Annotated in this window: 15 protein-coding genes; 7 read left to right on the forward strand and 8 right to left on the reverse strand. The window is 39.2% G+C overall.

Features of this window, described 5'->3' with window-relative positions; genetic code table 11:
* Positions 1-4: 4 nt before the first annotated feature.
* The 3 genes from nth (at position 5) to NQT69_RS06500 (ending at position 2,690) form a co-directional block, all read left to right on the forward strand.
* Complete coding sequence (gene nth / locus NQT69_RS06490) at positions 5-640, forward strand: endonuclease III (RefSeq protein WP_256826871.1); 636 nt, start codon at positions 5-7, stop codon at positions 638-640.
* 1 nt (position 641) lies between these two features.
* Positions 642-1,040 (forward strand): lactoylglutathione lyase, encoded by a 399-nt coding sequence (gene gloA / locus NQT69_RS06495; protein ID WP_256826872.1) that lies wholly within the window; start codon positions 642-644, stop codon positions 1,038-1,040.
* Between the two features lie 381 nt (positions 1,041-1,421).
* Positions 1,422-2,690, forward strand: coding sequence for a DUF642 domain-containing protein (locus NQT69_RS06500; RefSeq protein WP_256826873.1), 1,269 nt, complete (start codon positions 1,422-1,424; stop codon positions 2,688-2,690).
* A 103-nt stretch (positions 2,691-2,793) separates the two neighbouring features.
* Here the strand turns inward: NQT69_RS06500 and NQT69_RS06505 are convergent, their stop codons facing one another.
* Positions 2,794-5,664, reverse strand: a complete 2,871-nt coding sequence (locus tag NQT69_RS06505; RefSeq protein WP_256826874.1) for a M16 family metallopeptidase — start codon at positions 5,662-5,664, stop codon at positions 2,794-2,796.
* Positions 5,665-5,763: 99 nt separating this feature from the next.
* Positions 5,764-6,417, reverse strand: a complete 654-nt coding sequence (locus tag NQT69_RS06510) for a GNAT family N-acetyltransferase (protein WP_256826875.1) — start codon at positions 6,415-6,417, stop codon at positions 5,764-5,766.
* A gap of 310 nt (positions 6,418-6,727) precedes the next feature.
* Between NQT69_RS06510 and NQT69_RS06515 the strand changes: the two genes are divergently transcribed.
* Positions 6,728-6,994 carry a hypothetical protein gene (locus NQT69_RS06515; RefSeq protein ID WP_256826876.1) on the forward strand — a complete coding sequence of 89 codons (267 nt, stop codon included), beginning with the start codon at positions 6,728-6,730 and terminating at the stop codon, positions 6,992-6,994.
* Positions 6,995-7,006: 12 nt separating this feature from the next.
* Positions 7,007-7,780, forward strand: a complete 774-nt coding sequence (locus tag NQT69_RS06520) for a Zn-ribbon-containing protein (protein WP_256826877.1) — start codon at positions 7,007-7,009, stop codon at positions 7,778-7,780.
* A gap of 50 nt (positions 7,781-7,830) precedes the next feature.
* Here the strand turns inward: NQT69_RS06520 and syd are convergent, their stop codons facing one another.
* Positions 7,831-8,370, reverse strand: coding sequence for a SecY-interacting protein (gene syd / locus NQT69_RS06525; RefSeq protein WP_256826878.1), 540 nt, complete (start codon positions 8,368-8,370; stop codon positions 7,831-7,833).
* A 59-nt stretch (positions 8,371-8,429) separates the two neighbouring features.
* On the opposite strand from syd, the gene queF reads away from it, so the two are divergent.
* Positions 8,430-9,275, forward strand: a complete 846-nt coding sequence (gene queF / locus NQT69_RS06530) for an NADPH-dependent 7-cyano-7-deazaguanine reductase QueF (RefSeq protein ID WP_256826879.1) — start codon at positions 8,430-8,432, stop codon at positions 9,273-9,275.
* Positions 9,276-9,316: 41 nt separating this feature from the next.
* Here the strand turns inward: queF and NQT69_RS06535 are convergent, their stop codons facing one another.
* The 4 genes from NQT69_RS06535 to NQT69_RS06550 are packed head-to-tail and all read right to left on the reverse strand — an operon-like array spanning position 9,317 to position 16,481.
* On the reverse strand, positions 9,317-10,189 hold the full coding sequence (locus tag NQT69_RS06535; RefSeq protein ID WP_256826880.1) for a peptidylprolyl isomerase: 873 nt from the start codon (positions 10,187-10,189) through the stop codon (positions 9,317-9,319).
* 34 nt (positions 10,190-10,223) lie between these two features.
* Positions 10,224-11,054: a transporter substrate-binding domain-containing protein gene (locus tag NQT69_RS06540; RefSeq protein ID WP_256826881.1), complete on the reverse strand. Its 831-nt coding sequence runs from the start codon at positions 11,052-11,054 to the stop codon at positions 10,224-10,226.
* A gap of 7 nt (positions 11,055-11,061) precedes the next feature.
* On the reverse strand, positions 11,062-14,757 hold the full coding sequence (gene tamB / locus NQT69_RS06545; RefSeq protein ID WP_256826882.1) for an autotransporter assembly complex protein TamB: 3,696 nt from the start codon (positions 14,755-14,757) through the stop codon (positions 11,062-11,064).
* Positions 14,757-16,481 carry an autotransporter assembly complex protein TamA gene (locus NQT69_RS06550; protein ID WP_256826883.1) on the reverse strand — a complete coding sequence of 575 codons (1,725 nt, stop codon included), beginning with the start codon at positions 16,479-16,481 and terminating at the stop codon, positions 14,757-14,759. The genes tamB and NQT69_RS06550 overlap by 1 nt, the downstream gene beginning before the upstream one ends.
* Before the next feature lie 161 nt (positions 16,482-16,642).
* Between NQT69_RS06550 and NQT69_RS06555 the strand changes: the two genes are divergently transcribed.
* A complete protein-coding gene (locus NQT69_RS06555) occupies positions 16,643-16,969 on the forward strand; it encodes a ribonuclease E inhibitor RraB (RefSeq protein ID WP_256826884.1) in 327 nt (108 codons plus the stop codon).
* A 20-nt stretch (positions 16,970-16,989) separates the two neighbouring features.
* Here NQT69_RS06555 and NQT69_RS06560 read toward each other — a convergent pair whose 3' ends face one another.
* Positions 16,990-18,744: a DEAD/DEAH box helicase gene (locus NQT69_RS06560; RefSeq protein ID WP_256826885.1), complete on the reverse strand. Its 1,755-nt coding sequence runs from the start codon at positions 18,742-18,744 to the stop codon at positions 16,990-16,992.
* Positions 18,745-18,781 lie beyond the last annotated feature (37 nt).

Genomic DNA, 18,781 nt, shown 5'->3' on the forward strand with positions numbered 1-18,781 from the left:
TTGCATGAATAAAGAAAAACGCCACGAGATTTTAACTCGTCTACGCGATGATAATCCACATCCTGAAACCGAGCTTGAGTACTCAAGCCCATTTGAGCTACTAGTGGCGGTGACACTATCAGCACAAGCCACCGATGTTGGTGTCAACAAAGCCACACGTAAATTGTTCCCTGTTGCGAATACGCCACAAGGCATATTGGATCTCGGCTTAGAAGGCCTTCGCGATTACATTAAAACTATTGGTTTATTCAATTCAAAAGCCAATAACGTATACAAGATGTGTGAAATTTTAGTCAACCAGCATAACAGTATTGTGCCTGAAAACCGTGAAGCCCTAGAGGCGCTTCCTGGTGTTGGCCGAAAAACAGCAAATGTGGTACTTAATACCGCCTTCGGCTGGCCGACCATTGCCGTAGACACGCATATTTTTCGTGTTTCAAACCGCACCAAATTTGCTATGGGCAAAGATGTGGTTGCGGTTGAGCAAAAACTTGAAAAGGTCGTGCCAAAAGAATTTAAAGTAGACGTACACCACTGGTTAATTTTACATGGTCGTTATACCTGTGTAGCTCGCAAACCCAAATGCGGCAGCTGTATTATTGAAGATTTATGTGAGTTTAAAGAGAAAACAGAGGGTTAATATGCGTTTACTACATACAATGTTAAGAGTCGCTGATTTAGAGAAATCAATTGCGTTTTACACCCAGATTTTAGGTATGAAAGAGTTACGCCGAGCTAATAATCAAGAGTACCGTTACACGCTTGCCTTTGTAGGTTACGGAGATGAAAAAAATAGCACTGTTTTAGAGTTAACTTATAACTGGGACACTGACAGTTACGATCTGGGTAATGCCTATGGCCACATAGCTATTGAATTTGATGATATTTATAAAGCGTGTGCTGATATAAAAGCAGCGGGAGGGAATGTTAGCAGAGAGCCTGGCCCTGTTAAAGGTGGCACAACACAGATAGCTTTTGTAAAAGATCCAGATGGTTATGCTATTGAACTTATACAAAAGAAAACTAACTCAGACTTTTAATTTTCTAAGTAAATTAAAATTCAAGCTAGTTTATTTGATATGAAGCCATACGTTATGGCTTCTCGAGTTAAACACTCCTCTCCCTTTACTCTAACCTATATGTAATTCATCACTTCCCATTATCGATATAAAATAATTACCTGTTATTAGTCACACCATCCTTAACGCTTTCCTAGTGTATTTTCAGAAAATTCCTAGTCGCTATATAACCCGCTGTATATGATGGAATGTTTATGAAAAAAGTCAGATCTGTAAAGGCTTCGACAGTAAATAATCACGTTTATTATTTGACCAAGCGCGACAAATACAGCACAATAGAACTATAAAATATTAATTAAATGTTAATAACACAGCATTTTAATCATTTGTTCGGGGAATATTATGAAAAACTCAACCTTTAAGCTTTTATCTTTATCATTACTCATTTCATCTAGCTTTGTTAATGCCAATACCGCCTTTGGGGTTAGTGTTGATACTGAACAAACTGGTGCAAATCTTAACCTAGTAGTTAATGGCTCATTTGAAGATGCTGCTGTTTCAGACACGTGGGAATTATTGGATTCACTGGCCGGCTGGCAACACCAAGGTGCTCAAGTAGAAATTCAAAAATCGCTTATTAATATAATTCCCGTCATAGCAGGAGAACAGTACATTGAGCTGGACTCAACTGCTAATTATTCTATCTACCAAGATATTCCTACTAGTGAAGGTGACACGTATGATATTAGTTTTTACTACTCTGCTCGAGTGAATGGTGATTTAGACACTAATATCGCTGAAGTCTATTGGGATGGTCAACTGCTTGATACACTAAATAGTGATTCAGTTGGTTGGAAGAAGTTTACCTACACTGTAACGGGATCAGCAATTAATACCGAGCTAAAATTTAAAGGTGCTGGCACATCTGACTCTTACGGTGCATTTATTGACGATGTAAGTGTAACAGCGCAGGCAGCAGTAAATGAATGTGCAACTGGTTTATATGGTATCAATAACTTTGGCACAAGTGAAGAAGGGTATGTATACCGCTTTGATACTGAAAACAACACCTACTCTATTGTTGCCGGTTTATCAAATACGGCATCAAATATCGCATCTCATAACGGCGTGTTATATTTCATGGAGCAGTTAGATAAATCAACTAAAGAGTCACAAATTTTATCACTTGATCTTCAAAGCAATGAGCAATCGTTTGTTACATCAGCTGAATCGTACCCGATTTATCGCTCTGCTATGAGCGCTGATGGCACGACATTAAGAGCCACTAGCAAAACATACATGTACGACTTTAATATTGAGACTGGTGATAAAACCGTTTTAGGAAAATTAACCTATCCCGGTGACTCGTTTGCTGATGGTGATATCGCTTATTCTGCAGATAATAATGTACTTTATGTGTTAACCGGCAAAGCTTTATACACTGTTGATGAAGGTTCATTAGAGCTTACATTAATTGGTGAACATGGTGTTGCACAAGCATCCGGTATTGCAATTGCAGAAGATGGTAGTATTTATGTTTCAGGCCGAGTTAAGGGTGAAAATGCGAATATCTTTAAGCTAAACCAAAACACAGCTGAAGCGACTTTCGTTATGCAAGGCCCATCACATGTTAACGATTTGACATTTGTTGATGGTAACTACTGTAACTAATTGAAAAAGTTAGTCTCCAATAGCCAGTCTTTGACTGGCTTTTTATTTAAAAAATTAAAGCGGCCTAAAAGCCGCTTTTGGTTTTGAGATATTAGTTAATAAGCTATAAGCTGTAATCAACTACCTTCATATCAAATTTTTCAAGCTCAGGTTTTAATGTTTTTGCATCACCGACGACTAAATAAACCATTTCTTTAGTATTAAGGTGCTTAGCTGCAAGCTCATTAATTTCATCTTTAGTAATAGTACTTACTATTTTACTACGCTCTTTCACAAAGCTCGGCTCTAAATTATGCTCTAAAATTTGTGCTAAAAAGCTAAGTTTTGCATTTGGCGTTTCATATTTAAGTGCATCTTTTTGGTTGATAGCTTGGCGCATAAAGTTTAGTTCTTCGTCACTGATTCCTTGTTGAGCATATTTATTTAATTCGTTTGTAAACTCTGTAATTGATGCTGCTGTAGAGTCAGCTCTTACCGCTGCGGATGCTGTGAAACCACCTGAAGTTGCATCCCCCCAAAAGCGTGTTCTGGCACCGTATGTATATCCTTTATCTTCTCTAAGGTTTAGGTTTATACGGCTATTAAAGTTACCACCTAAAGCAAAATTCATTAAATTTGACTTAAAGAACTCACCGGTAATATCTTCAATCATGTCACGTTTACCAATACGGATTTCAGATTGAGGTGCACCAGGTTTATCAACTAAATAAATAGTATTCCCTTCAACCTTAGGTAACTTAAAGGTAGCCGTTACTGCTGGCGAGCTCCCTTGCCAAGTTTTTAAAGTATTTGTTACTTTAGACTGAAGTGCGGCTTGATCTAAATCAGAAACTACAATAACCTCTGTCCCTACAGGCTTAAAATGAACATCATAAAAACGCTTCACATCATCCAGCGTTATTGCCTCAATACTTGCTTGCGTGCCACCACTTGGTAACGCAGCAATACTATTACCATACAATAATTTACTGTATGCATTAGTAGCTAAATAGCCTGCATCTTTCATTGCATGTTGGATATTTTGCAAACTTTGTTGCTTATTACGCTCAAAGTCTTCTGCATTAAATGCAGGTTTAAACAACTTTTCTTGTACAAGGGCTAATGTAGCATCAAGATTTTTAGTTAAGCTCGATACAAATATATTAGTGTGCCTGTTAGATGCAGAAATACGAATGGAGCTGCCCAATTTTTCAAGTGCATTGGTCATTTCCTCGGTTGTATAGGCTTGCGTTGACTCATTTAACAAAGCGGCAGTCATTGATGCTAAGCCTACTTTGTCGGCTTGCTCATGATATAAACCGCCTGGTACTTTAATTAATAATGACGTTGTTGGCGTTTCTATGCTCTGCGTACCCAAAATTTCAATACCATTTGTTGTTTTCGCATCCCATAAAGTTGGTACATCAACAGCAGGGTTTACACCGGCCATTGGCTGCTTACTACGATCAAAGGTGTCGATTGCTTTTCTCGCGACTAAATCATCAGCAGATGTCTTTGAAGGACCACCAAAGTCATGGCTGATTGGCGTAAAGTTATCAGGTGCCGCAATAAGTTGAATTTGACCTTCAGGCACAACACTCATGATCACAGCAGCTTTACCTTTAATATATTGATTAAATACGCGCATCACATCCGCTTTGGTAACTGCATTGTAACGAGCAATATCATCTTTTATATAATTAGGGTTTCCAGTAAATGTTTCAAATGCTGCAAGTTGTGACACTTTTCCTGACACACTTTGTAAACCGAAAATAGCGCCGGATTCGATTTTAGCTTTGACTTTATCTAAATCATCTTGAGTAACGCCGCGTTCCTCGAACTCTATAAATGAATCTCGGACTATTTTTTCAATATCTCCAAGTGTTTTACCTGAAGCAGGATGCGGCAGTGCATAAATACTCATTGAACAAGCAAGTTCACGGCATGGGTGACTAACGCCCGCTTGAACTGCCAATTGTGTTTTAACTAAGTTTTTATAAAGTAATGAGTTATTTCCGCCACCAATTATTTCAGCAAGAATATCTAATGGGGCTTCGTCTTCAGCACGCGCAAAAGTAGTTGGGAAGCTCATGCTAAGCAGAGGTAAATGTACTTTATCTTCCATGGAAATGTAACGATCAGCATCAAGCGTTACAGCGACTTTTTCGGCATTAACTACTTCTGGACCACGAGGGATCGATGCAAAATATTTACTTACTAACGGTAGTACATCGTCCGGCTTTACATCACCACCAATGGTAATCGTGGCATTGTTCGGCCCATACCAACGTAAAAAGAACGCTTTTAAATCATTAACATTCACACGATCTAAATCATCCATATAGCCAATCACAGGCCAAGAGTACGGATGACCATCGGGGTAAAGCGCTTGCGATACACGTTCGTTTAAACGGCCATAGGGACGATTATCTACTCTTTGTCCACGCTCGTTTTTAACAGTTTCACGTTGTACTTCAAATTTATCTTGTGTTACAGCATCAAGTAAAAAACCCATGCGGTCAGCTTCAAGCCATAATATTTTTTCAAGTTGATTTACAGGAACTGTTTCAAAGTAATTAGTCCGGTCTGAGTTAGTTGTACCGTTTAATTTACCACCTGCTTCAGTGATAATTTTGAAATGCTCTTCATCCGCTACATTTTCAGAACCTTGAAACATCATGTGCTCAAAAAAGTGGGCAAAGCCAGACTTACCAAGTTCCTCTCTTGCTGAACCTACATGATATGTAACATCGACATGCACTAGGGGGTCTGAGCGATCTTCATGAATAATAACGGTTAAGCCATTCTCCAATTTATACTTTTTGTAAGGAATACTAATTTTTTCACCATGGCCATCAACGGCCTCAACTAAGGTAACCCCAGGAACAGTTACGGCTGATGTGATACTTGATTCTGTCGTTTTGAGTGAGTGTTGAGAACATGCTGCTATGCTGCTACTAAGAAGCACAGCGAGTGCAATTTTTGTCAGTTTCATCTGTTTATCCTATTAAAATTAACATTTTTAGTCTATTCGTTAACAGGAACAACAACAACTGCTTAGTAAGTGTACTCTAAATAATTTTGTAACAAACTATTACTTAAAACTGAGATCTCTAAGCTTAAGCAATAACTCGCCTTCAATATTATCAAACATTAACTTTTTCAATGTGTTAAACCCTTCACTGTGAAAAAAGCTTATATGTTGATCGCGAGTTACAAATACAGCCATACCAGAAGCTGCAGTGTTATTTTTTACTAAATCATCTAAACCTCGTAACAAGTACCTACCCAGTCCTTGGCCATGAAAGTGCGGGTCAACGGCTATAAAAGCTAAAAAGTAATAATTTCCCTGATCTTTTAAGGCAGCACGAATAGTCTGCTCTTTTTCTATTAGTTGATTCGTTTGTAAATACCCCGCGCTAAGCATTAATTTTAAACGCCAGTGCCAGTATCGCTCGGCCTGTAACTGACTGTTAGACTCAAATACGCACGCAACTGCTTTGAGCCTTTCATTACGATATAAACCTATTAATGGCTGTTTTACTTGCCAAAAAGTATTTAACTCTTCGCGAATTAAAGCGCGTAATTTTTTTTCATAAGCAGCAGGGTTATGCTCTGTGTAATTTAACACTTGCTGCAATACAGGATCATCATGGTAGGCTTGGTATATCAAACTCGCAGCTACACTGATATCCTCAGCGGAAATGTATTGCACACTGTAAGCATCAGTTTGTGTGGCGGTTGTCATAAGCGATTCCTTTTATTGTTCTTGGTTTTTATCATTTGCTATCACCATTTATAGGTATATTCCTATCTTAAGTAAAACGCAAATTCAGCGAGAGTTAAACTCACTCCCGCCATCATCAAACATTATCGCTATAAAGAGCATGACATGGACACCATAGAGCATGCTAAAACTAGGTTAAACCAACAAGCCTGAGTCAACTGAAACTAACATATTCATGCGCAAGCTTTTATTGAGCGCAGCTGAGTATATTGATATGATAACTGCGCAATACACTACTGTGTTGTGCGTAAATTTAAGAGTTTATAAATTAATGAATTCCATCGTTATTGATGCCATCAAAACCCTTCTAGAAGAAGGTAAAACCCCAACTGTCGCGCTAACCAAAAATAAGTTATCTCAACCAGTCCCTATGCCTATTATTATTGCGGCAGTGAGCCAGTATAAAAATAACCCGGAGTCAATTCACAGTTTGATTCAACAGCCTAGTAAAGAGCAAACGAGTAAATCGAAAGAGAGCCAACTTGATCGCATTGAAGCTAAGCTAGATAAACTATTGGCATTAATAGATAAAAATTAATTGAGAAAATGAATGTTTGTTGTTGATTTAACCTTTGACTGTTACCAAGACACTACATTAGAAGACGCAGAGCAAGCGATTAATCGCGTGGTTAATGCCTTGCGTTTTAATGGTCAAATAATGGGGGAAGAATTTCCCACCGTATTAAAAGACGGCTACTTTGTTACACGAGTAATGAGCCCTACAGATGATGCTATGCATCCGTTAAATCACAGTCCATTTGTTAAACACAGCATAGATAAGTTGCATGATGCAGGTCTGCTCGCTCCTAAAGTTAAGGTCATAGGCCAAGATATCCACTCCAACGGTGCTGATACCTGCCAGGAGCCTTCAAGTTATATTTTATATACAACGTATGTGCATACCTGCAGCCCATTATATTGTGGTGATGATTTTCTACCTGTACCGCTATTTAAGATACCAGCAATAGCCAATGGCGACTACAAAACGCTGATTAAATGGCAAGAAGATTGGCAAGCATGTGATCAAATCCAAATAAATGGTGCAACACGGTGTGAGTTTCCAGCCTTAGATGAAATATCTAACCTCAATAGCGATTTGTCTCGTCGTGGCAGGGACATAGCTAAGCGTATCAAATTCTTAACTAAAAAGCCTGTTTATTATTATTTATATCGGGTAGGTGGTAAAGATAAAGCGTCTGAACGCGCACGAAAGTGTCCAAGTTGTGACGGGGATTGGAAACTGCCAGAACCTTGGTTTGGCTTATTTGATTTTAAGTGCGAGCCTTGTGGCTTGGTCTCAAATATTTCTTGGGATTTTCAATAACATTGATATTATACGCGGAGTAAATCTTACTTACTCCGCGAAATAATCGGTTACACCTTCAGAGCTTGAATAAACTCTTCAAGGTTTGTAGCCAACACATGATGCGGTTTTTTACCGACATACTCTAAACACACTTCACCGCTTTCGAGCAAAACAGAAACCAATAAATCTTCTTGCTGTGTCAGTCCGATAAATACACTAGGCGGTTGTTTTAATTTGCGTTTCATTAAAACATGCCCAGTTATGTTTTGTTGCAGCAAATCAAAATCATCCTCACTCCATGCTTGCAGCAATTCAATCTCATGCTGCTCGATTTTCGCCATTATAGGCCCCGCAAAAAAAGCACCATAAAATTGGTTTAAACTATCAGGAAAATCAACCTCAAGGGCTTTAGCTAAATCATTCAATGAGCCACAGGGCTCTCTTCGCACTGCTTGCCATTGAATGAAACCATCATCTAACGGCTCAGCGACTTCACATGGACTTGGCCAATCGCTGTCATGCTGAATTTGTGGTAATAAATTAGTAAGGTTTAACTTATGCTGGGCAAAATTTTTATGAAGTTGCTCTAATTGGGTAACAATAGACATACTGTGAAACTCATTAGCTTTAGGTATAATGCGGTCATTGTAACTACAAAAGACGCAACATGACAGATTACAGCCATTCTCCTGAACTAAAAGGCAGTGTACTTGGGCAATCAACCGAGTATGTTGATACTTACACACCAAGCTTACTATTTCCTATTGCGCGTAAGCTTAACCGCGATGATTTAAATATTGATGAAGCTCACCTTCCTTTTAAAGGGCAAGACATTTGGACTGGCTACGAGCTGTCTTGGCTTAATAGCAAAGGTAAACCTATGGTGGCTGTTGCGACATTTGCCTTTCCTTGTCAAACAACGCACATTATTGAATCTAAATCTTTCAAACTGTATTTAAATAGTTTTAATCAAACGCGATTTGACAGCATAAAACATGTGCAAAATGCGTTAACAAATGATTTATCTGATGCGGTGTCATTACCGGTTACTGTAACTCTGTACCGTGCAGATGACTATAACTGCCTGCCCTGCACACCATTACCCGGCGATTGTATTGATGATCTCGATATTGAAATTGACGGCTATAATTTGGATGCCAGCTCGCTGGCAAGCGATTGCGATGACATAGTAACTGAAACTTTACATAGCCATTTACTAAAATCGAACTGCTTAATTACCTCACAACCCGATTGGGCAAGTATTATCATCCGCTATACTGGTAAGAAAATCTGTAGAGAGTCACTATTACGCTACTTGATCTCATTTCGAACCCATAATGAGTTTCATGAACAATGTGTAGAACGTATTTACAGTGATTTAACGACTGCACTTTCGATCTCAGATCTCGAGGTTTATGCCCGCTATACACGTCGTGGTGGTCTAGATATCAACCCATACCGTTCTACTCATAATGATGCCGTGCCATTTAATATAAAAATAAATCGCCAATAGTGATCTTAAATTAACCCAAAGTTTATTTGGGTTAATTATTTTTATAGGTTCAGCTTTACTCTTTCGGTTGGGATCGGCATAGCACATACATCGATATAATTTGGGGTTGCAATAAACCAAGCTTCACTGCGATTTCTACGCGCGGCTATCAACGCTTTAAATACTCTTGAATCTGTACGCATAACCTTAAATTGACTATTGTCTTGTCCACTAATGTCTGCCAATACTTGAATATCAGTAATCAGATTAAATGGTGTATCACCGCTAGCCTTGCGTTCAAGACGATTAAAGTGCTCCATACCTTCAAGCACTCGCCCAAATACGGTAATATTTCGGTCTAAATAGCGTGGACTATGGCCAATGGTGACGTAAAACTCAGTGCCACCGCTGTTTATATCATTATCACGCGCCATGGCAAAAATACCATTACAGTGTACTTGCCAAGTTTGCGTTTTATGTTGGTTTTGCGCCACTGCAAAGCCATTTAAAAACCCCGTGATTGCAGCATAGCCGTCATTATGGTCAAGCTCAGTAATAGCTAATGGTTTTTTAGTGGTTAAATAAAACTCTGCAGGAATAGACTTTTTTGCTTGTGTGGGTACTTTTTTGCCACTGGCATCACCGCCTTGTGCAACAAAGCCTTCAACAAAACGATATATATTCAAGCCGTTATAAAATCCCTCGCGCGCTAGCCGTTTTATATTTTTTGTATGTGTAGGGGCCAACAATGGGTTTAACTCTATATAAGCCGCTCCAGTTGGTAGGGTTATTTTGAGTATATTTTGTGCCTCAACAACACGCCAATCCGATGAGTCCACTTGTTGCATAACACTGTTGACCGTCGCTTGCTTAGCAGCTATAGGTAGGGTTATGAGTGAAAATAAAAGGGTAATGAACAACCAAAATTTAAACATAATATGGCTTATTAAAAGTAATTATGCTGATAGGTTATTGATTAAGTGCTTTTTTATCAAGCCAATAATGCGCAGTATTTAAAGGGGCACTTAAAGGTAAAAGTGGGTTTTGTAATTCAATAACACGTCTATTTGTTAAATTGGCATGACTAATTGCGCGGGCAAAATGACGATAAAAAAGCGCATCGAATGAGCCATCGTTAACGGCTATATTTAAGCCTGTTTCAATTTGATCATGCAATTTCTGATTATCATTTGCCACAAAAAAATACACCGCACTTGAGTAATGAATTGCAATATATTGATCATTTACTAAGCTCGTATTGCGTGGCTTTGTCACTTCTAAAATTTCATAAGGTAAAGCATCTACCCGGCCTGTTTCAAGCATTTGTAATGGCTCGGCCCCTTGACCATAGGTTAAAACTTTTAATTCATTACTTTGAAAAATATCCGTGTCGGCCCAGTCTTCCCGAAGACCAAAAGTAACACTGCGTAATTGACGTGAGTGGCGTATGTCTTTAAATAATTCTTTATTTTTTTGATGAACTAAAGGAATGCGATAACCAAGTAACCCCTTTACAATCGGTATTAAAATCGCTTTTGCTTGTTTTTCAGATTCAGAATTAGTGACCTTCCATAAAACATCAATCCCCTCTTTCGCACCTAACAAACGCAGAGCCCGCGTTTGACTCGGAATATTTTCAACCTGTTGTGCATTAAGGGTTATCCCGGATTTACTCAATGCAAGTTCTAATAGCTCTATCGCATAAGGATGCCCACCCGCACTGTAACGTATAGTTAACTGTTCAGCCTTAGCATAGGGTGCAAACACCAGCAGAGCGACTACTAACACAAGTAATTTCATTTTGTTATTAATCGTCCCAATCAAATTTATAGAGTATATCGACATTTTGGGTTAAACCACTGGTAACTTCGACATACAATTGAGAAAGAAGTTGGTAACGAATAGCCACTTCACTCAAGGATTCAAACACCCCCACGCTATACTTCACTTGAATACCAGGGGCAACATAACCCGATATTTCTACTTTGGTGTCATCGCCGCTGCCTTTAGAGCTCAGGCTCACGTCTGATAAACCAAAGGTTTCACCTACTTTTGATACAACCCCTTCACTTCGGCTCATGCCTTGCGCTAATAAAAGTTGCGTGAGCATGGCATCTGTTGAGCTATCACCTTCATCAAGTGGTTGACCGTTTAAAAGATAAGCCAAAGACTGTCCTTGATCCATAGTAGGTTCAGAGAACACTTTTAGCGATGGTTGCTCAACATTTCCTGTTAAAGTAATGCCTGCGACAACATCATCAGCTGTATTTTCAGGGTTACGAATGGCCCTGATATTTAAGTAAGGTTTATCAATTGGGCCACTGAAACCAATTTGGCCTTTGGTAATAATTAAATCCTGGCCAAATGCACGATAGGTTCCTTCTTGTAAGTTTAGCTCACCAGTGGCGATCATGGGGGTTTGTTGATCCATTTTTATACTCAAATCACCTGCTATTTTAGATTCAAGGCCAAAAGAATCTATCCGCACATCGTTTTCAACAATGAGTTTAAGGTTTATATCATAATCAAAAGGTACTGCTGCAGCTTGCTCCACTTGCTGATCAAGAATAATTTCATCATCACTAACCTGCACAGCCCCTTCAGGCAACTCTTCAATAGTAATACGACCATAAGGTACAACAACTTGCCCCGCAAGTTTAAATGCATTGTCAGCTAGGTTTATTTTAAGATCTGGCGACACTTTAAACAGCACGCCTTGTTGTGCTCTAACATAAAATTGCTCGCCGTTAATAGCTAAGTTGACTGCTGGTTTATCTCCCCCCCAATCAACGTCACCCGAGAGCATAATATTCCCGCCTTCTGTGTCGTTAAGCTTGCCATCTAAACTGCCTGTTGTTTTATCAAAGCCAATCTCAATATTTGAATCAACCACCGACACTGGCAACTGCTCACCTTGTAAGCTAACTTGAGCAATATTAACCTTGCCGTTTAATAGCGGATCAGTCAACGATCCGCCAAGGCCTATTTGGCCGCTAATATCACCTTTTAGTTGTTCGAGCGTACCAATAAATGGTTGTAAGTCGGCAAGTAAAATTTTATCAATCGTTACATTTCCTGATAATGTCTGGCTGGCTGGTAAATCTTGCACCGCTATGTCAGCCCTTATATTTCCCAAAACACTGGAACTGAGGTTAGCTTGAAGTTGGCCATTTTCAGCATCCGCATTTGCTTTCAGACTAAAGGTGTCTATTGGCATGCGATAACTTTTTTCGTTATCAACAAGCGTTGCAGCTAGTTGATGTGACTGTAATGATGCGGTTAATGTTTCTAAGGTAGCAGCTTGCCATTGTGCATTAACTTGGCCGCTAAAGCCCCCTTCAGTAGTAATATTTTCCGGGAATAGGTGCTTAAATTCGGCTAAATTTAGGTTATCTAAGTTGGCCACTAAGTTGCCCGCATTATTAGCTTGTTTAAGCTGCTCTATGCATAACTTGCTGCTGTTAGTTTGCCAACAATGCGGAGCGACTGAAAAGTCACCATTCGCTGTATCAAAATTCACCCCAACTTTAGGCACTGCTGTTAACTGTATTGTGTTGTCGGTCACTAATACATCTGTGAGCTGACCTTGCCACACTTTATTTGCAAAAGCTCCCGCAAGTTCAAATTCGGCTTTACCTGCCTGCGCAACTAACTCAAATTGCACAGTATGATCTTTTTTATCCCCTGTTGCATTGAAAATTAAGTCATTTATTTGCTGCCCAGCAAGCTGTGCATCGCTCAGTTTTATACTGGCGTTAGTTTGCCAGTCAGCCGCGTAATTAAAATCAGACTTAATAGATAACGAGGCTACGGTAATATCGTTAAAACTTAAATCTTTTAGTGCTAAATCTAAGTCCACAACGGGCTCTAAACGCGCACCTCGAATATTCAGTTCACCTGAACCAACCCCTGTAAAGGGTAGCTTCTTTTGTTCTGGTTTGTTTAATTGTAATTTGCCATCGATATTCCACTGCTTGGTAATATCGCCAGCTAATGATAGTGTATTTTCACCACTGATTAATTCAAATTCATTAATATTTGCATGCAAGGTATTGTTTAAATCAAAATCCGACTTAAACAAAAAGTTGACGTCATCCAATACACCTGACAACTGAGTATGTTGCATTTTTAGCTGCCAATTATCTTGCGCGCTATTAAAAGATCCTGCAAATTGCCCTGAAATATCACTAGTGAGCACATCAGTCAGGTATTGCGCTTTTAGGTGTTTTAGCTGCCCAGAAAATTGACTTTTTATTCCATCTTGCCAATTAGCCGAAGCTTTCATCGTCGCTTCGCTTTCATTCGCAGCTAAAGCCAACTGATCAATTGTTATTTGTGTTAATCCCCCCGTTAAGTCCGCATTTAAGTTCACTATAGGGTAAGCACCTAACTGGCTATTGCCTTTAAGAGATAAAGCATAATCATCTGCATTGCCCTTCCCTTTTAAGACCACATTTGAAATCTGTAATGGGTTGTTTTGTGCTTCTAGTTGCCACTTTTTTATATTCGCTTCAACAGAAAATGGGAAATTAACTGTTTTTAAATCTGCATTTAGTTTAGCCGTTAAAGGGTAAAGGCCTTGCGTACTCATATCGACCTGTAGATCAGCTAAATTACCATTGGCGAGTACAGTTAATTGATGATCAGAGTTGGTCAGTTCAATCCTACCTTCGACTGGTGTTTGACCTTGTAATTGTGCAGTTAACTCACTTGATAGATGCCAATCTAAGTAATCTGCAGTGAGGGTTTTTATAACCACGTCGCTATTGTGTATTGAAAGTGCTGTATTAATCGCTTTTATTTCGTGTACTTGCTCTGCTTGTGAAATGCGAATTAAATTAATAGCTACTTGCTCAATATCTGCCGCAATGGGGGAACTAAACTCAATATTTGGTAAAGGAGCCAATGCTGTAAGAGGCTCTGCTTGTGGCTGCTCTGTTTCTTTAAGTAGTACCGCAACCTCATTAACAGTTAACGCCTTTAATGTGATCACAGAGTCAGTAGCTTTAGCACTTAGCTGAAATTGCTGGACCGACACATCGGCACTGGCATGTGACAAACTAAAAGATGCGACCGCTACACGCTTAAGCGATATTGCAATTGGGAGCTCAATTGCAGCTCCCTCATCCTGCTCTTCATCTATTGCTACGGTTTTAGCTGTCGCAACAGTCTGATCAGCATTTGCCACATCATTAATGCGTACATCAATTGTTTGTGCACTGAGGTTTTCAATACAAATTCCATCACAGTGCCACCAGTATAAATCAAGCTTTAACTGTTTTGCCTTAAGCTCTATGCTCGGTGATGTATATTCAACATCAAACGCATCGTTATATAAAAAGCGACCTTTGTTTATATTAATTGAAAGTCCGTCGACTAATTTATTCGCTGTGTATGCTATCAGCTGGTTACCAGGGGCGGTGAATAGCAAACAAAAAAGTAACACAAAAAGCGTGCTTACTATTAAGGTCAAAATGGCTGTAATTTTTTTCATTTTTAACATTAGATTTCAGGCCCTATGGTAATGCTTAATCGGGTACTTTTACTTTCTTTGGTTAAGCCCCAGGCGTGATCAACTCGAACCGGGCCGACCGGTGTTAAATAACGAATACCAAAGCCAGCACCTACTTCGACTCTGTCAGAAAAGTCATTGGTTGCAGTACCGCTATCAACAAACAGTGCAAGGCGCCAACTTTGTGCAAATTGGTAATTATACTCCACAGTGCCTGAAAGCAAATATTTACCCCCGATCAAACGCCCTTCATCATCTTCTGGTGAGATAGATTCGTACGCAAAACCACGAACGCTTTGATCGCCACCAGCGTAAAACCTGAGTGAAAAAGGCACATTATTAATATCATCCACTAGCATGGCACCTACATTTGCCTTTAAAAACACCAAATGTTTATCTAGATAAGTTCGTAGCCACGCATTTTGTAATTGTACCCGGACAATATTGGTGGTAGAAAACGCATCCTCTAAGCCAAATTCAGCAGAAATCAGCCATTGCTCGCCCCAGTATGGAGTCGTTCCCCCTTTGGTATCTTTTTTGGCATAACTAATACCTGGCATCAACATTTTAGAACTTTGTTCATCATCACCCAAGCGATAGGTCTCATAATCTCGGCGAATAAAAACTGAACGTATCCAATCATTGCCTGTTAGCCATTGGCGCTGTAGTTGTGCTGTAAATATTTTGCTATAGATATCATCAGTAATTTCATCTTCAAGCTTATAACCGAGTGAATAACGCCATAGATCATCATTTGGATCATCGACGGGGACGGTGTACCCTAGTGATATATCTTGCTGTTTCTCGGCCACATTTAGGTTACTTTCAAGGTAATGGCCATTTTCGGTGATCCATGGCTTTGACCATTTAAACCTAACTTTAGGCCCTAAATCAGTATCAAAACCCCCACCTACTTCAAAGCTGTTGGCGGGTTTGTGCAGCACATCTACATTAATAGGCACTTGTTTATCAGCGCGATTGGCTATATCTGCGTACACTCTAACACTATTAAAATAAGGGGTAGTCGAAAGCGATAAGTTATACTCAGAAACAGTAGTCGCTTGATAAGGTTGTCCCGGTTTAAATTTAGCAAGTGAACGGATGTATTTTTCTGCAGGTGTTTGCTGAGCTAAAATTAACTCACCAAATTGATACCTCTCACCAGTATCAAACGTTAAAATAACTTCTGCACTGTTTAACTTTAAAGAAATTGCGAGTTGATGGGTTTGCCATTTAACATCAAAATAGCCTAATTCAAGCAGCTGACCTTCTATTTTTTTTCGCGCTGCATCGTAATGGCTGTGATTTAGCATATCTCCTTGTTTAAGCTTAATGGAGTTAACAGTATCCATTAATTGCGGATCGGCCTTTCCGGCGCCGTTTACAGTGATACGAATATCTGCAATCCGCGTTACAGGGCCGCGCTCAATAGTAACAACAAGCTGCTGCGACTGATTTTGGTAATCTAGCTTAATATCAGGTTTATAATACCCTAATGCCTTTAAGCTGCTAGCAACTTGTTTTTTAGCATGGCTAAGTAATGTACTCGTTGCCTGTTCACCTTCTAATTGCTTTATGTATAACTCAACATTTTTCTCAAGATCGCCACTAATACCATTAATGTCATAACTTTTTACAGTTTGAGCTGCAGCAACCAGATTAGATGAGAGAAGAAATAGTGCCACCGCAATGAACGTAAATATCCGACTAGCCAAGTAATTTCCTTACTAAAAACAAGTAAACCCGTAATAGATCAAATAATACCACAAGGCACTGCTGTGACACATCAACTCAAATGTGAAAATTAGTACGCTTAGTTGCTTTATTTTGGTTACAATAGCAATAACGAATTTAAGAAAATAGAATAGAGTTTTAAATGCAATTTCCTGATGACGACAATGGCCAATTACTCGCTGAAATAGCTGATGCTGGAATTGATTTGGCACAAATGCACAAAATTGATTTTTACATTTTATTTGAACAAAAAGTAGAAGCTGAAAAGTTTGCAACGATTATCGAAAATGATGAGTTAGCACCAACTACACAGCTTGTGCAATGTAAAGACACTGGTATTTGGGAAGTCGTGACACAAGTTCAAATGGTGCCAGATCACACTCTCCTTGGCCAAACTGAGCAGTACTTAGAAAGTATTGCCAACAGTCATAATGGTTATGGTGATGGCTGGGGCTTAGAAAGCGAATAAGCTTTAAACCAGTTAAGTACTTAATAACTTAGCTGGTTTGCTTTTCTAAAGCTGCCCTGATAATCAAAAAGCTTATCCGCAACTTTCCAGCCATATTTTTTACTTTTGCGCGCAATAACAAAATCCGGAGCTGTTAAATTCAGTTCATCCACAATCACTTCACTGGCTGTTTTATATTCTTTAGGTACTTGCCCGTGTGAAGCACGCTTACCAAACTGCTTATTAAAAATATACCGAGCTCCAGGGTGAGAAAAATCAAAAATCTCATCACAACTCGCCCCGTCTTCATCAAAGTAAGTGAGTTTAATTATATCGCTAGTTGAATTCAGTGGCTGTACACTTAATCCACTACAACGCAGTACTAATGCATTTTTTAAATTTAGCGCCGCACGCAGTTTATCATCGGGATCGGCAAGAATTGCCTCACATGTTTGACATTGCCTTGCTGCAATATCATTTTGTGCCCCACACTGCTCACATTCTTTAAACCTAAAGCGGTAATCGCATTGTTCTGAGTGTTCATTTGATTCTAATAAACCTTGGCAACGTCGACCAAAATGTTCAATTACCTTACCTTGACTATCTGTTTTACCCCAAAAGATATTCGCAAACCCACAACCAGGACACAGTACCTGTACCGGCTCATTATCTGTTTGAGATTTTTTAGTTCCGACCTCAGGATAAAATAAATCAAAGCCATTACCTGCATAATCGATTACCAAGCAATCACGTTTACCTTCACTTAAGCGCAAACCACGACCAACAATCTGCTGATAAAGGCTAACTGACTCAGTCGGTCGTAAAATAGCAATAAAATCAACATGGGGAGCATCAAACCCGGTAGTTAATACAGATACATTAATTAAAAACTTAAGTTTTTTACTTTTAAAGGCAATGATCAGTTCATCGCGCTCAGGCGCGGGCGTGTCTCCTGTTATTAACGCACTTTGCTGTGCAGGGAAATAGCCTAACACCTCTTGTGCATGGCGTACTGTAGCTGCAAATATCATCACTCCTTTACGCTGTTCGCTTAAAGCAAGAATATCTTTACAAATAGACTTTGTAGCACGTGTATTTGCTGTCAATAAGGTATTTAAATCATCCTGGTTATAACGGCCAAAGGAGTCACTACTTAACGATGAAAAGTCATAATGGCTTAATGCAGCATCCACTTCTTTAGGAGGGGTTAAATACTTATTTTTGATCATATACCTTAATGGAAGCTCAAAAATACAGGTTTTAAACGGACTGCTATCATTACCTCTAACAAAACCATGGTAATGCGTATGATATACCCAACCGAGACCTAGCCTAAATGGGGTAGCCGTAAGGCCTAATATTTTTAAAGAAGGGTTATATGATTGCAACCTTGCAATAACTTTTGAGTACTGGCTATTATCATCATCACTGACACGGTGACATTCATCAATAATAAGCAATGAATAATGCTCATTTAATTGTTCTAAATTGCGAGATAAAGATTGAACACTCGCAAAAGTAACTTGATGAGAGAGTGATTTTTGTTTTAATCCCGCAGAAAATATACTCGCTTCAAGACCAAAGCTTGTGTATTTTTCCGCGTTCTGCTCAACAAGCTCTTTAACATGGGCAAGTACCAGTATTTTTTGTTTAGCGATACGGGCAAGTTCTGCGATTACAAGACTTTTCCCCGCTCCCGTTGGTAAAACAATTAATGCGGGATCACTGGTTTTTCTAAAATGGGCAACTGTACGTGATACAGCTTCTTGTTGATAAGGTCTTAAAACATAACTCATAGTAAATACGATACTTAAAACAAAAACGCCAATGAAT

Origin of the sequence: Pseudoalteromonas shioyasakiensis (genome assembly GCF_024518675.1) — a bacterium.
Classification (GTDB): domain Bacteria; phylum Pseudomonadota; class Gammaproteobacteria; order Enterobacterales; family Alteromonadaceae; genus Pseudoalteromonas; species Pseudoalteromonas shioyasakiensis_B.